We start from the raw sequence: 15,813 nt of genomic DNA, 5'->3' as shown, positions 1-15,813 counted from the left end.
GATTACAAATGGTAATGACCTCCGAACTATAGAGAAAAACGGGTATCCAAAAAACATGGAAATATTTAATTTGCCTGTAGGCAAAAAGGGATTGAACTGTTCCACAATAATCGCAGTTGCCGATTGCCGATTGCGATTTATTAGCTAAAACTTTTGTTCTTGTGCCAACAAGAATCATCGTGTTAACGTTTTAATTCACTATCATGGAAACACAAGAACATTGCCCTTTCTTATTCGAAAATACAAGGATTTACAATCCGTGCGTTGTCGTTTACGATTCGCACCTACCAATCAATATTCTGACAGGCAACATATTGCAAAGAAAACAAGAAGGTATTCCGAAAAGAAAAAAAAACTTGCTGCCCCAGCTACTCCTCACCTATAAAGACCGTATCTTATCATTCTGACTCAAAAATTACAAAAAACAAAAAAAACAAAGTATAGTTATCAGGTAGATTTTATATATTTGCATTAACATTTTTTAACACATGAAACAGCATACAGATAATATCCTTAAAAAACGAATGTCCTAAGGGGATGTTTTTACAGGTAAATTTCAAATATCTCCTATAACCCAACTCAAACAATAAACTCACTATTATAATTAGTATGGCAAAAAACAACATAAATTTTGTCGTAATGGCCGCGCTTTGTCTTAGTACTAGCGCACTATACGCACAAACCACTATAAAAGGAAAGGTAGTCGACAACAATAATAATCCTATTCAAGGAGCTACAGTTACCGAAACAAACAGTAAAAAACAGGTTCAAACAGATGTAAATGGACTATTTGAGTTCCCTTCGACCGGAAGCTCACTTAACATCAGCATTCAATATATTGGCTTTGAAACTAAGACTGTTCAAACCAATACTACAGGTTTCACCACGGTTCAACTTCTGCCAACGACTTCTCAACTGGACGAAGTTGTTGTGACGGCCTTAGGTATTTCACGTGAGAAAAAATCACTGGGTTATGCCGTACAGGAGGTCAAATCTGTTGAACTTCAAACGCGGCCTACCAATGCCCTCAGTGCGTTGTCTGGAAAAGTTGCAGGACTTCAAGTAACGACCTCAGGCGGAAACATGGGTGGATCTTCCCATGTTTTGCTTAGAGGTATTAACTCAATCGCGGGAAACAATCAACCTCTATATGTCATTGATGGTACGCCTATTGATAATACCGATTTAAACTCTTCTTCTACTATCAACGGAAGTGCCGGTAAAGATGTTGGTAACATGATACAAGATATCAACCCCGATGATATTGACAACATTTCGGTATTAAAAGGGCCATCTGCTGCTGCTCTTTATGGTTCTAGGGCAGCCAATGGGGTTATACTGATTACGACCAAACGTGCATCAAAGGGTGAAAAAGTAGATATTTCCTTAAATACCGGAGTTGATTTTGAAAATATTGTTCGATTACCCAAAAGACAACATCTCTATGGTCAAGGGTATTCTACAAGCTTCCAGACCCAAAATATCAATGGAACAGACTACAAAATAGTCGATTATGCCGCAGATGAAAGCTGGGGACCAAAACTCGACGGCACGCCAGTACTTCAATGGTATAATCTGAACCCTGAAGATGAGGCCAACTATTTAAATCCGTCTCCGTGGATTTATCCCAAAAATGATGTTAGTTATTTCTTTCGGACAGGTGTATCCAACACCAACAATTTTGCCATAGCTGGCAATAGCGGAAATACAAATTATCGCTTTTCCTACACGAATAAAAATGTAACAGGAACAACACCCAACTCCAGTTTGGGCCGTAATACCTTTAACTTCTCTGGGGGTACACAATTAGGTAAACTGAAGATTAATTCGAATTTTAACTATATCCGTAATGCATCAGTAGGCCGTCCATGGACTGGTGCTTCCAATAGAAATATTATCCTTGAAGCATTCCAATGGGGAGCTGTACAAGTCGATTACAAAATATTGGAAAACTACAAACGTGAAGACGGAACTCCGTTAGCCTGGAACCGAACGGGATGGCAAAATACGCCTGCCGCCGAGGCGACCCGTTTTATTGATAATCCCTATTGGTCCGCCTATGAGTCGTACATGGAGGACAATAGAGATCGTTTCTACGGTAATATCGGTTTACAATATGACTTAAACAATTGGCTAACTTTAGGGGCTAAAGTACATGGAGATATTTATTCATTCCAGTCCCAAGATCGAATTGCGGTTTATTCACGAAGCACTTCTCAATACGAGGAAGCCAACAATAAACTAAATGAATACAACTACGAGTTTTTGGCTACCGCCAAGAAAAACTGGGATAAATTCTCCCTTATCGGGAACATAGGCGCCAATCTTCGTGACCAACAGCGAAAGCAAGACTATGCGATTACACAGGGCGGTTTGATTATTCCTAATTACTACAATCTAAAAAATGCCAATGCAGTTAAAATTGACAACTTCCGATACCATAGACGCATTGCATCAATCTATGGTAGCTTCTCTTTGGGATACAACGATTTTCTGTATTTAGATGGAACGGTACGTAATGACTGGTCATCTACATTGCCGACCAACAACAATTCATTTATATATCCGTCCCTAACAGGTAGTTTTGTTTTTAGCCAACTGGAAGCATTTAAAAAATTGGATTGGCTTAGTTTTGGTAAAATCCGCTTGGGATGGGCTCAAGTCGGAAATGATACAGATCCTTATCAATTGTATAAAGTCTACGAACCCGAGCAATCCTTTGACGGACAAGCGTCCTATGGGCTTCCAAGCACTAAACCAAATGCTAATCTAAAACCTGAAATTACCAGCTCTTGGGAGACAGGCCTAAATCTACAACTATTCAAAAATCGACTAGGATTTGATATAACCTATTACAACAACAATTCGAGGAATCAAATCCTGCCAGTCCCTGTTTCTTCATCATTCGGGTATGCCGGAAAAGTATTCAATGCTGGAAAAATCAATAACAAAGGAATTGAAGTCGTCTTAAATGGTACCCCTATCAAACACGAAAATTTCACTTGGGATGCGACAATCAACTGGGCTAAGAATAAAAACAAAGTCATTAAATTGGATGATCAGGTCAACACTTTGAGCTTAAGCAATTCCTTGGTCGAGCTCGTTGCGCGTGAAGGAGAATCCTATGGCCAATTTTTGGGTTACGACTTTGTCTATGCTCCGGACGGACAACGCGTTGTCCAGGCAGATGGCACCTACATGAAAACATCACAGTTGGTTCCTTTAGGGTCAGTACTGCCCGATTTTACCTTCGGTATCCAAAATACCTTCCGTTACAAAACCTTTAGTCTAGGCTTTTTAGTCTCGGGTCGAGTGGGTGGAAAATTCTTCTCACAAACCTATAAAGTTGGTATGTATTCTGGTATTTTGGATAAGACAGCTGCAAATAATATTCGTGAAACGGGTGTCGTCCTGGATGGAGTTAAGGGAGATGTTGCATTCCATAGTGATGGTTCGTACGATGTGAGTAACATCCAACAGAATACCACTAATATTACTGCACAACAATGGGCGCGCAATGAATATAATGGTCCAACAACATTTTCAATCTTCGATGCAACATATGTTAAATTAAGGGAAGTTACTCTGGGTTACAATTTCAAATTGACTAATCCCAAAATTATCAAAAACATTGGCGTGAATGTATACGGACGTAATCTTTGGAACATTTATACCAAGAGTAAGTATATTGATCCAGAGTTCACATCCAGTGGTGGAAATGTGCAGGGTATTGAAGGTGGAAATATACCTCTTCCAGTTACTTATGGTTTTAATGTTAATCTTAAATTCTAGAAGATGAAACTCATCAAGATTTACTCCATAATGTTAGACCGGATAAATCTGATCGTTCATCAGCTTTTAAAGATACACCAAGTGCAACAGATTCATCGATAATCAGAACAAGCACTTATTAAATAAATATACACAGATGAAAATATCAAACATACTACATACTTCATTCATCGGCCTGTCGCTTATTGCTACTTCGTGCTCCAAATCCACATTTAGCGATATCAATACAGACCCAAATCGACCTGCTTCTGTTACAACGCCAACGATTCTAGTGACCGCCGAAAAACAGCTAGTCAATGCATTACGAAGTGAAGAAGTAAGCCTACGAGGTGCTCAATTATTTGCACAGTATTTCAGTCAGAACATTTATACGGACCAATCTCGTTATCAAATACCAACAAGCTATTCAGACAACTATTGGACTGCGACCTATAAATCGCTTAATAATTTAAATGAAATTATTAAGCTTAATACCAATGAAACCACTAAAGCGATTGCCGCAGCGGGAACAGCTGGTACAAATACCAATCAGATTGCGATAGCAAGAATACTTAAAGCCTACGCTTTCCAATCGCTAACAGATGTTTTTGGTGATATCCCCTATGAATCCTATGGCAATAAAGATGCAGATTTTGAAGCGCTACAGCAGGATCCGGATAACCTAACGCCAAAATATGCAAGTCAAGAGAAAATCTACAAAGACATTCTCAATGAATTACAGCAGGCAGCTGATACATTAGCAAAGTATCCAACAGCCACGACTTTCGGAACAGCTGATATTATTTATAAAGGATCAAATAGTAGCTGGGCAAAATTCGCCAATTCGTTACGTCTACGTGTTGCGAATCGGATAAAAGGCAAAGATGCAGCTTTGGCAACGACACATATCGCCGATGCCATCAAAAAAGGTGTATTCACCTCCAACAATGATAATGCGGTATTTAAATACTCCAAAACATCACCAAATGAAGCACCATTGTTTAGAGCAACGGTAACTGCCAATCGAAAAGACTTTGCAATTTCTAATGTGATTATTGAAACTTTACAGGGCAGTCGTGGCCCCTTTAAAATTGCAGATCCACGTCTGTCAAAATTTGCTAAACAGACAAGCTCAGGAAATGTTTACTACGGCCAACCCTATGGTCTCCCTCTAGCAGCGGGCAATCTATTTCCTGTAGACAAAATATCACTACCGAGTGACATTATCAATGCTGCAGATTACGGGGAAGTACTTGTAGAATATGCGGAAGTTGCTTTCATTTTAGCTGAAAACAACAACTGGGATCAATCTAATTACGAAAAGGGGGTTCGGGCATCTCTTGAAAAATGGTCTGTACCTTCTGATGAGGCAGCAACCTATCTGAGTAAACTTCCTGCTGCGAATAAGGAAAATGTGCTTTCTCAAAAGTACCTAGCACTTTTCAACCAAAGTATCGAATCTTGGTCCGAAATCAGAAGAACAGGGTATCCGTTATTCCTAATCAAGAAAGGTGATATTACATGGACCGGAACAGTAGAAGGCAAACCTGTTACATATACGTTCACTCCTGAGGTAGGCAACACAATCCCAAGCCGTTTGGTATATCCATTAAAAGAACAAAGTACCAATAAGACGAATTATCAAAGTGCACTTTCACGGCAAGGAGATGATGTGATAAGCACCAAATTATGGTGGAATAAATAAACATAGGTATTTCAATCAGCTCACACCTGAGGCTTAGGCTTCAGGTGTTTTTTATTATTATATTTCTTATCTTCGTATAGCACTCTAAAGAATAAAATGTTATGGACGATCAAACATTAGACAGAATAGACCAACTTAGCGAAGAAGGAAACATCCAATGTGATGAAGGCAACTATCAGGCGGCGATCCGGGTGTGGACCGAAGCACTTGATCTAGTCCCTAGTCCACAACATGTTCATGCGGAAAGTCTTTGGCTCGAAGCTTCCATAGGAGATGCCTTTTTCTTACTGGACGATTTTGACAATGCCCTTTCCCATTTTGAAAAGGCAAAACAGAACATTATCGAAAATGCCTACGAAAACCCTTTTATCATGCTACGCTTAGGACAGTGCTATTTGGAAGACAACAATAGCGAGTCTGCCCAGGAATATCTTCTCCGCGCCTATATGATGGAAGGAAGAGACATTTTCGAAGATGAATCGCCTAAGTATCTTAAATTTTTAGATGACAATATCAATTTGGATTGATCATAATCCGTTAAAACGAATCGATTACTTCACCAACTTCCATAGGGAGATCCGACTCAAGAATGGAGGCTCCTTCCGCAAATATGGCCCTATACTTTTCGGCGCGTTCTGCCTTTGTCTTCAACTTATCGTAGGTAGACGCCGCTGAAATCATGCACATCACACCTTTGTTGTTGAAGAATTGGTACATCGCCTGATTGGAATCCTTTAGTTCTGGCCCAATATAGACAATCATACGGTCGTAGGATAATCCAGAAGATTTAAATTTTTCCAATGCAGCCTGATCTTTAATATGCATGGACATATACTGTTCTGGATTCTGCGCCAAATAAAACGCTGCCTGTTCAGTATTATGTACCGTAACCCATACCCAACTGTAGGCATTGTATTTTTTTAGTATTGCTGCTGTGGCCGCCAATGGCAAGTCTTTCTTATCTAAGTTCAGAATGGTTTTACCTTTTGCCCATTGAATGACTTCATCAAGTGTGTTAATACCATACCGGGTAATATTTCCAGCCTGATCCTTTAATTTCAGCTTACGCAGTTCATCCCAGGTATAGTCAGATACTTTTCCTTTTCCATTTGTGGTTCTATCCAATGTCGCATCGTGCATCAAAATAGCAACACTATCCTTGGTGTAACGCGGATCGATTTCAAAAATAGCCGGTGTTTTTCGTAATACGGCTTCAAATGCCGCAATCGAATTTTCAGGAAGTCCAGCCTCCATCGTTCCCCGATGACCACTTACAATTTTTTTATCTTTAGCATAGGTAAAATAATCACGCATCGCCTTTGGAGAAGCAAACTCAAGTGAATGGATTTTTTGTCCGACGACTACTGAATACGACGAAACAAAAAGAAAAAAAGCGAAAAATGTTCTACTCATTAATTTATAATTACGTTCAAATATATAAGCTTGAGCCACAAAAAATAACATCCTAAATTAATCAACCAAGATCAATAAATCGTTAACAAAACATCCAGTCCATATCAACCACCAATCCACGTATAAACATAAGCTTAAGGAATCAAACTTTTACTGCAATATCAAATCCTCCTGAAAATCACGGTATACCATCTCTAAAAATTAAAAAAAAATATCATATAGCTGTTGGCACAACTATAAAATAAACTATATTTGCGCATTAATTTATATTTGATCTAAATAAATTACCATGAAAAACAGAACACGATATATGATGTTCAGCAGTGGAATTCTTTTGCTTTTAAGTACTCAGCTACATGCACAAGAATTATCCCTTATCGTAAAAGACAGAGACAATAAACCATTAAGCCAAGCGAATATCAAAGTTGACGGAAAAAGCGTCGGCTATTCTAATCAACTTGGACAATTCATTTTTGCCAAAAGACCTTTGAATAATCCGATTCAATTGCGGGTATCATATACAGGCTTTTCAACGGTTGAAAAAATGGTCAATTTAGATACCGTTCAACGTCCATTGTCAGTTCAGCTTAATTCTACCCAAGTGTTAGATGAGATTATCGTAACAGCGGGACGTAAGCCGGAAAGCATCTCCACTGTCCCTTCTTCAGTAACGATCTTAACCACAAAAGAAATTGAGGCTCAAAGCCAAATCAGCACCAATCTTTCAACAATTTTAGGGAATACTGTTCCCGGTCTTGGAACATCGACCAATAAAGCGACAAACTCCGGACAAACACTTCGTGGGAGATCTGTGCTTGTTTTGATCGACGGTATTCCACAATCAACGCCTTTGATGAATGGACAACGTGATCTTCGGACCATTGACCCGAGTGTCATTGAGCGAGTTGAGGTTATCAAAGGTGCCACATCCATCTATGGAAATGGCTCCGCAGGTGGTATTATCAACTACATTACACGCAATCCATCGAAAGACGCTGCTCCGATACAAGGGATCACAAGTGTTAGAACTACTTTCAATCCAGTTCATAGCGCCGGCACCATGGGCTATCGCATAGGACAAACTTTATACGGACAAAAAAACAGATGGAATTATACCGTCAGTGGATCCGCCGATTACGTTGGCCTGCAACGCGATGGCGACGGGGTTCCCCTTGGTCAGACAGACGGTCTTTCGAACACCTATCAATACAATGCATTTCTAAAAGCAGGGTACCGTATCGATAGCAGTTCCAATATTACGGCAGTATACAACTTCTACAGAAGTAACCAACACAATAGATACATCAGCCAAACAGGTGTATATGGTCAAACGCCAACGATAGGCGTGAAAGGCGAAGATCCAGGTAAACCTGCTGGAACTCCATATAACCACAATGCCATGTTGACCTATACTAAAAGTAATCTATTCGCGTCGACATCTTTAACTGCTTCTGCATACTACAATACATTTCGATCCATGAACCGTTATGTTGAGAAAGCTTCTGCCTGGTATGGTCCAGGACAAACTCAGATCAATTCGGAGAAAAAAGGCTTACGCGTTAACTTAAACACACCTTTTCAGGTATTGGGTTCAAATGCAGATATCACCTATGGTGTAGATTTACTAAATGATGTAACAGATCAAAATCTGACCGACGGCAGGGTCTATATTCCCTATATGAACATGTTAAACGTTGCTCCATACGCCCAAGTAAAAATTGATTTCCTAGAAAACTTAATCTTTAAAGGCGGTGTACGTTATGAAAATGCAACAGTCAAAATAAAGGATTTCAATACCATTGCTACAGGGCCCAACAACGAAGGAAGTATTGCCGTAAAAGGAGGTAATATCCCCTACAAAGGTGCGACCTTCAATGCAGGTTTGCGTTACAACAAATTCGCGATCTTTAATCCCTTCGTAAGTTTCTCACAAGGTTTCGCAATCAATGAACTCGGCCGTATTGTACGTCGTGCAACAGATAATGATTTAGATAGCCTAAAAACCGACCCTATTATCACTAATAATTACGAAATCGGATTCTCAAGCAATTACAGCATTTTCCAGCTATCAGCATCTTATTACTACAGTACTTCCAAAATGGGCGTTGAACTGGTGGACATTGGTGGTTACCTGATGCCACAACGCCTTCCAGAAGATGTGTATGGGTACGAAATTGCATTGAGCGCTAATATTTCGCCTCAATTGACCATCGGTGGAACCTATGCCTATGTGGAAGGAAAGTCAAAAAAAGACGATGGATCAAAATCCTACCTCAATGGCTCACGTATCTCGCCAGATAAAGCAACGGGATATATCTACTATACTCCGATCAAACCCTTAACCTTTCAGCTTTTTTGGGTGCATACCGGATCCCGGGATCGCTTTCTTCCAAACGATAAAGGCGTATACAAAAACAGCGAAGGCCCCGTTAAGACTGTTGATCTATTTAACTTAAATGGAAATTACCAAGTAAACAAACAATGGTCTATCGGCATGGGGGTAGAGAACTTATTCAATAAAAACTATTACCCTGTTGTCAGTCAATATCGTGCCTTAAATGAAGAATACGTCAAAGGACAAGGTATGCTGGCCTCATTTAACATCAACTACAAATTCTAATATGTTTAAAACTGTCATTCTTTGGTTGCATAAATGGCTCGGAATCATCACCGGAGTTGTGGTATTCATCCTAAGCCTGACGGGCAGCATATACACCTTTCAGGATGAGCTCAAGCTCTGGGCTTATCCTGAAAAATATTTTATCTCCGATACAACCAACCACTCCAAAACTCCACTACCATTAAGTACACTTCTTTACAGCGCACAGAAAAGCCTCGAAAAAAATCAAAAAATCACGCGGGTTGATCTCTATCCTTCGAAGAATCGTACCTGGGTATTTCGTGCCATAAAAACGGACGAAAAAGCATTTGGCCATTGGAATTATTACCGCTATTACAAACGCGTTTTCATCAATCCATATACTGGTCAAGTACAGCAAGTAGAAAATTCAAAAACAGAATTCTTTCAACTGGTGCTTCAGCTTCACCTAAACCTCCTCTTGGGCAAGCAATATGGCCATCCTATCGTCGCCTGGTCAACGGCCATTTTTATCCTTATCTTACTCAGTGGCATCGTTCTTTGGTGGCCAAAAAAATGGAAGAGCAAGAATCTCAAGCGCAGTTTTTGGTTAGATACCAAAGTAAAATGGAAACGACTGAACCACGACCTCCACAATGTCATCGGATTTTACAGTTTATTTATCGGATTGATTTTTGCCATTACGGGGCTCGCTTTTGCTTTTCCGGATTTCAAAAAGACCTATATCGCAACATTCAATTTATTGCAGTCGCCAACAGCTTCTTCCACACGCAGCTCCCCTATACCCTTGCCCGCTGTGGAAAAGAAATTTCAGGACAATGCGCTGCGGTATGCCTTGACAAATTATCCGGATGCTGAAATGATGTCGATCCGACTAAAAAAAGAAACCGAAACAGCAATGGATATACAGGTGAGACATCATGAAAAACGAAGCGGTGTATTTGATTGGCTTTATTATAATAAAGAAGACAGCAGTCTTACGGCAGTCAAATCCAGCAACGAATTGCAGTATGGGGATAAGCTCGGTGCACTTAACTATGATATTCATACCGGTGGCATCGGTGGACTCACAACAAAAATTATCGCTTGCCTAGCTAGTCTCTTTTGTGCTTCCTTGCCCATCACAGGATATATCATCTGGATGAACAAAAGCAAAAAGAAGAAAAAGAAAGGTTATCAACATAATGTTAATAAGTACTGTTAATAACTGCATTTTTCTTTTAAACAGGTTTTCAACAGCGTTATTAACATAATGTGGAAAACTAACCCTTACCCTATTTACCGACACCATCTCTTGTGCAATTTATAGGAATGCGATACACCATCTGAAAAAACAACATACAAGACAAAAAGACGACAGTCTTTAAAACGAGAAGATCCCAACGCTAAGCCGCGCAAACAGGGCAACACTAAAAAAAGGAAGCATTCTTCAACAAAAGGAAGCAAAGCACACAGCCAAAAAAGAAAGTCGCGTGAGAAAAAAAGAAAATCCGATACACAGAAGTGCACCGGATCTCTTCAATAACAAACCAACAACTAACATACTAAAGATTCGGATTTCGCACCGTCTCTTCGTATGGTATAGCAAACAAATAATAAGGACTGTTTTCTACAAAATTAGAACCATCAGGAAATTTAATAACCCGGTGCCCTTGACCATTAACCAGCTTAGGCTTACCGTCTGCACCCACAATTTCTACTTGAATAGGTTTTCCCTCAGCATCAAGATAGGATTTACGCACAACCTTTCCCTGAGTCCGAAGAATATCCGACAAAGCAAATCCTTCACCCCAAAGTTCCTTGCGTCTTTCAACAAGAATGGCAGCAATTAATTGTCCATTATCATTTCCTGAAAACAGCTTAGCGTTTCTAGCCGTCCGTAATTTATTCAGCGCTGCTACCGCTTTATCGTTTTCACCAGCTCTTGCATAACCTTCAGCCGCAATCAAAACCATTTCAGAAGCACGCATGTATACAATATCTCCAATTAAATTGGACTTAAACTTAAACTTCTTATACCGTAGGAAACCTTCCCGACCAGGTAAATTATCCCATTCAAATAAAGCGTAACGCACATCACTGGTATCGAATAAATCTTTAAAATAAGGATCGGCCATAAAACTATAGTAATAAGATCCAGCTGACGACACATCCAAATAATGAAATGTATAACTTGCCACATTTTGCTCGTTAGTCTGCTGATGTCCCCAAATCCACTCGCTATTTCCAAGATCATTAAAACCTGCCTGATAATCTGACGGAGTCATTAAATTATACTTCTGAGCTGCTTTTTCAGCATATTCAGCGGCTAGCTTCCATTCGCCTACCTGCAAATAGGTTCTCGCAAGCAGACCATACACGACATCCGCATTGATTTCGTATTTATCCGCTCTACTAGCAGAAGCCAACAAGCTTTCACTGTCTTTGAGATCTTTCAAGATAAGTTCATACACTTCTTCCTGTGTTGACCTTGATTTTCCTTCAGTCGACAATGTACTGGGTTCGGTATAGATCGGAACAGACTTGGCATTTTTATCTTTCAGATAACTGAACTGGTAAAAAGTCGCCAGGTTTAGATAAGAAAACGCGCGCAATGCTTTCGCTCTTCCCTTCAATACATTCTTGGTTTCGACAGATCCCTCAGCTCCATCCACTTTCGCGATCACATTATTCATATTATCGATCACTTTATACAGCATTATCCAAAAAGAATTAACGCGATTAGAACGATTGTTTGTTAATTCGGTAAATGCATACGCATCGCGATAACCATATTTGGTCGTCACCGCAACATCACTTCCCATTGCATCACTTGTACGCATTACCGCCGTATAACCTGGATTGGCATAAGTAAAATAGGTATCATTTAAATACCTCCAGGTACCATTGATCACCGTAGCAACATTGTCGGTATTTTTAAACACTTCACCTTCCGGCACAGAAGTGGTCGGATCCAACTCAAGCGCATCCTTACATGATGCATTCACTAGAGAGAGCGCCAATATGATATATATAATTTTTAGTTTCATGATTTTCATTTAAATTCTCAGATTAACAATAAGGCATTAAAAAACAAGCTGAATACCACCAGAGATTGTTCGCATTGCCGGATAGCGAAAATAGGTCGCCCCATTCACCGTCTGTTCTGGATCCATTCCTTGATGACCATAAAATGTCAATAGATTTTCGGCAGTTGCAAAGACACGAAGTTTTTCTACACCTATCCGCTTCAATAAATCCGAAGGTAATCTATAGCCCAAACTCACATTTTTAAGGCGTGCATAAGTGCCACTGTAAAGAAAACGTGTGGACGAAGAAGTCCAATTCAAGTTATCTGTTGTCAATTTAGGCACATCGGTCTGCGTATGCTCAGGCGTCCAGCGCTCGAGGATCTCCTTGGACCAAGCACGTCCCGGATTATTACCGCTATGCATAAGCTGAATATAATCGTTATCTAATATCTGTCCACCCAAACTAAAACTCAACAAAGCAGACAAATCAAAATTTTTGTAAGTGAAACTGTTTTGAATCCCACCGACAAGATCTGGCAATGAAGTCCCGGCAATAAAATTACCGGCCTTACTGTATTCCGAAGTTTTTTCACCTGTTTTATTACCGTCCTTATCAGCGGTATACCATTGAGGCAGACCGTTATCTGGATTTACTCCAGCCCATTCCGGCAGATAAAAATCATAGATACTTCCGCCTACACGCAAAAGCTTATTCCCCGTAATGATCGGTTTGTTATCTTTTGGCAAAGCTGTAATCTTGTTTTTGTAATGCGAAAGATTGACGTCTAAATTCCATTTAAAATTTTCATTTCGAACCGGGACAGTACGAATATCCACGTCGATACCGGTATTTTTCAGCGCTCCAATATTTGCATCATAGCCCGTATAGCCTGTTGAATAAGCCATCGGCATGGTGAACAGCAAATCCTTACTCCGACGGTTAAAGTACTCCACACTCAATGAAACCCGGTTTTCAAATGCAGATACATCGACACCTACGTTCAAATTGAGGTTCGACTCCCATTTTAGATCTGGTGTAGCCAACCTACCGGTATACGTTCCGCCTTTACCCAAACTATTTGCAATGGTATAAAGTCCTTTATAAGCATAATAGGTACCTAAATTATCGTTTCCTTGTCCACCATAACTTGCTCTTACCGTCAGCTGATCAATCGTTGTGTTATCCTTCAAAAATTCTTCCTGTTTCAGCTTCCAAGATCCACCCACAGACCAGAATGTTCCCCAACGTTTTGCTGGCGAAAAGCGCGACGAACCATCAGTACGTAACGAAGTCGATAAATAATATTTGTTATCATAATTATACTCCGCTCTTCCCAAGAAACTCAATAGCCTATACCCAGCACTTGATCCCGTGAAGTTATTGAGTTGTGATGCCGCAGCAGGTTCATCAAAGTAAGGGAGCACAAATTGCTGTCTGCTACCGTTGATATTGCTACTATTAAAATCATAGTATTCCTGACCGGCCAATACATTGAGGTAATGTAAGCCAAACTGCTTCTCATAAGTCAATAAATTGTTCCAGGTCTGCGCTACGGTACGCACATTTGAACGATAAACATACCCGCCCGTATTCACACCGTCTCCCAACAAAGGATTGGTATAGTCGTGTGTATTCCCGTTGATATAATCAACATTATATGTCGACTTAAATTTTAAATTTTTGGAAAACAACACTTCCAGATAAGTCCGGGCAGATAGATTTTCCCGACGGATATCATTTCTGTCCAAAGGAAGAGAAGCAGCTAAATTATTACGTGGTGTTGCACCACTTGGACGATATTCTCCAAAATCGTAAATCTTATTTCCGGCTCCATCAAGCACAAATGAACCATCCGCATTGCGCTCATAGTATGGATAAAAAGATGGCACCAGTCTCGTAAAATTTATAATGTTTGCCGTATTGCTGTCCTCAGACTGCGGATATTTTTGTTGTGTACTGCTACCACCTATATTGAGACCGACATTTAACCAGGATTTCACTTTGCTGTCAAGATTTGCGCGCAGGTTGTACCTTTTAAATCCAGATTCAATCGCTATCCCCTGATCGTTCAGATAACCACCCGAAATATAATAGGTGCTTTTGGCACTACCACCACTAAACCCTAGATCTGCTTGTGTACGCACTCCCGTACGTTGCAATACGTCGGTCCATGGATCATCCCATAGTGTCTTAGCTCCGGCAACCAACTTACCATCTACTCCGACCGGCTGCGGGTATTGACTGCCATACGGATTGATATTTAAATCTGTCAATACGGTCTTACTTGCGTTGGACGCCGCTTGCTCTGCTGTAAGGCCATTTGACAGGTTTTTGTTTCTCAAAGCTTCCCAATAGAGCTGAAAATATTCATCGGTCGATACCTGGTCATAGTCACGAACTGCACGGGTTGAATAGCCCTGTGTAAAATTGAGATTAATCTTGGTGTTGTCGGAAGACACACCAGACTTAGTAGTAATAATAATCACACCATTCGCCCCTCTGGATCCGTAAAGTGCACTTGATGCTGCATCTTTTAAAACAGAGATAGACTGAATGTCATTCGGATTGATGGAGTTAATATCCCCGGCATAAGGACTACCATCCAACACGATCAGAGGTGAACTGGAGGCATTAATGGAGCCGATACCCCTAATACGGATGGCTGCTTCAGTACCTGGCTGTCCCGAGGACGCTACGGACTGTAAGCCCGGTACCTGTCCCTCCAGGGCCTTCGTAATATTTGATACCTGTCTATTTTCAATAGCTTTGCTGCTCACCGTACTGACCGACCCCGTTATGTTTGTACGTTTGGCAGTACCGTAAGCCACCACCACCACTTCTTCCAGATCTGTACTGGAGGGTTTCAAGGACAATGTTAAGTTTGTACTTGTTGCTTTTAGCTGTTGAGATTCATAACCTACAAAAGAAAACTCCAATACAGGTAATACGTCACCTGTGACATTGATTGTAAACTCTCCTTTTGAATTCGTTAAGGTTCCTTGATTTTGCCCCGAAATGCGAACATTTACTCCAGGAAGTAGGTGACCGGTATTGGCATCAACAACTTTTCCTTGTATAGCCCGCTGCTGAGCATACAACCTGTTCATATTGACACCTGATAATGCTATCGCAGCAATAGGAATGTATTTAAGTTTTGCGTACATCGTAAGAATGCTTTACTAAATAAGTTAAGTGTGATTAAATACAAAAAACACAGTGGCTCCTTGCATTCCAATAAAATCTACTGAATAAGTAGTTTTTATTGGAACGCAAATATATAACAAAATCTATTGAATTAATAGATTTTGTTTCG

The 15,813-nt window shown here is 40.2% G+C and carries 8 protein-coding genes; 5 read left to right on the top strand and 3 right to left on the bottom strand.

The window, feature by feature from the left end; translation table 11 throughout:
• Positions 1–609 precede the first annotated feature (609 nt).
• The 3 genes from BV902_RS06580 to BV902_RS06570 all read left to right on the top strand — a co-directional run bounded on the left by BV902_RS06580 (position 610) and on the right by BV902_RS06570 (position 6,003).
• On the top strand, positions 610–3,792 hold the full coding sequence (locus BV902_RS06580; protein WP_083663497.1) for a SusC/RagA family TonB-linked outer membrane protein: 3,183 nt from the start codon (positions 610–612) through the stop codon (positions 3,790–3,792).
• 136 nt (positions 3,793–3,928) lie between these two features.
• Positions 3,929–5,476, top strand: a complete 1,548-nt coding sequence (locus tag BV902_RS06575) for a SusD/RagB family nutrient-binding outer membrane lipoprotein (protein WP_075991245.1) — start codon at positions 3,929–3,931, stop codon at positions 5,474–5,476.
• A gap of 101 nt (positions 5,477–5,577) precedes the next feature.
• Entirely contained in the window at positions 5,578–6,003 is a 426-nt protein-coding gene (locus BV902_RS06570) for a tetratricopeptide repeat protein (RefSeq protein ID WP_075991244.1), read from the top strand.
• A 10-nt stretch (positions 6,004–6,013) separates the two neighbouring features.
• Here BV902_RS06570 and BV902_RS06565 read toward each other — a convergent pair whose 3' ends face one another.
• Positions 6,014–6,889 (bottom strand): glycerophosphodiester phosphodiesterase family protein, encoded by an 876-nt coding sequence (locus tag BV902_RS06565; RefSeq protein WP_075994648.1) that lies wholly within the window; start codon positions 6,887–6,889, stop codon positions 6,014–6,016.
• Between the two features lie 289 nt (positions 6,890–7,178).
• Between BV902_RS06565 and BV902_RS06560 the strand changes: the two genes are divergently transcribed.
• Together BV902_RS06560 and BV902_RS06555 are read left to right on the top strand one after the other, a co-directional pair.
• A complete protein-coding gene (locus BV902_RS06560; RefSeq protein ID WP_075991243.1) occupies positions 7,179–9,509 on the top strand; it encodes a TonB-dependent receptor in 2,331 nt (776 codons plus the stop codon).
• A gap of 1 nt (position 9,510) precedes the next feature.
• A complete protein-coding gene (locus BV902_RS06555) occupies positions 9,511–10,692 on the top strand; it encodes a PepSY-associated TM helix domain-containing protein (protein WP_075991242.1) in 1,182 nt (393 codons plus the stop codon).
• A 340-nt stretch (positions 10,693–11,032) separates the two neighbouring features.
• Here the strand turns inward: BV902_RS06555 and BV902_RS06550 are convergent, their stop codons facing one another.
• Positions 11,033–12,517 (bottom strand): RagB/SusD family nutrient uptake outer membrane protein, encoded by a 1,485-nt coding sequence (locus BV902_RS06550; RefSeq protein ID WP_157625916.1) that lies wholly within the window; start codon positions 12,515–12,517, stop codon positions 11,033–11,035.
• 36 nt (positions 12,518–12,553) lie between these two features.
• Positions 12,554–15,664, bottom strand: a complete 3,111-nt coding sequence (locus tag BV902_RS06545) for a SusC/RagA family TonB-linked outer membrane protein (RefSeq protein ID WP_075991240.1) — start codon at positions 15,662–15,664, stop codon at positions 12,554–12,556.
• Positions 15,665–15,813 lie beyond the last annotated feature (149 nt).

Source organism: Sphingobacterium sp. B29, assembly GCF_001952815.1.
In the GTDB taxonomy this organism is placed as follows: Bacteria; Bacteroidota; Bacteroidia; order Sphingobacteriales; family Sphingobacteriaceae; genus Sphingobacterium; species Sphingobacterium siyangense.
This window is presented reverse-complemented; position numbering and strand designations above follow the sequence as displayed.

Coding starts and splice junctions, on each gene's coding strand:
- BV902_RS06580 (WP_083663497.1), top strand. CDS start 610: ATGGCAAAAAACAACATAAATTTTGTCGTAATGGCCGCGCTTTGTCTT.
- BV902_RS06575 (WP_075991245.1), top strand. CDS start 3,929: ATGAAAATATCAAACATACTACATACTTCATTCATCGGCCTGTCGCTT.
- BV902_RS06570 (WP_075991244.1), top strand. CDS start 5,578: ATGGACGATCAAACATTAGACAGAATAGACCAACTTAGCGAAGAAGGA.
- BV902_RS06565 (WP_075994648.1), bottom strand. CDS start 6,889: ATGAGTAGAACATTTTTCGCTTTTTTTCTTTTTGTTTCGTCGTATTCA.
- BV902_RS06560 (WP_075991243.1), top strand. CDS start 7,179: ATGAAAAACAGAACACGATATATGATGTTCAGCAGTGGAATTCTTTTG.
- BV902_RS06555 (WP_075991242.1), top strand. CDS start 9,511: ATGTTTAAAACTGTCATTCTTTGGTTGCATAAATGGCTCGGAATCATC.
- BV902_RS06550 (WP_157625916.1), bottom strand. CDS start 12,517: ATGAAACTAAAAATTATATATATCATATTGGCGCTCTCTCTAGTGAAT.
- BV902_RS06545 (WP_075991240.1), bottom strand. CDS start 15,664: ATGTACGCAAAACTTAAATACATTCCTATTGCTGCGATAGCATTATCA.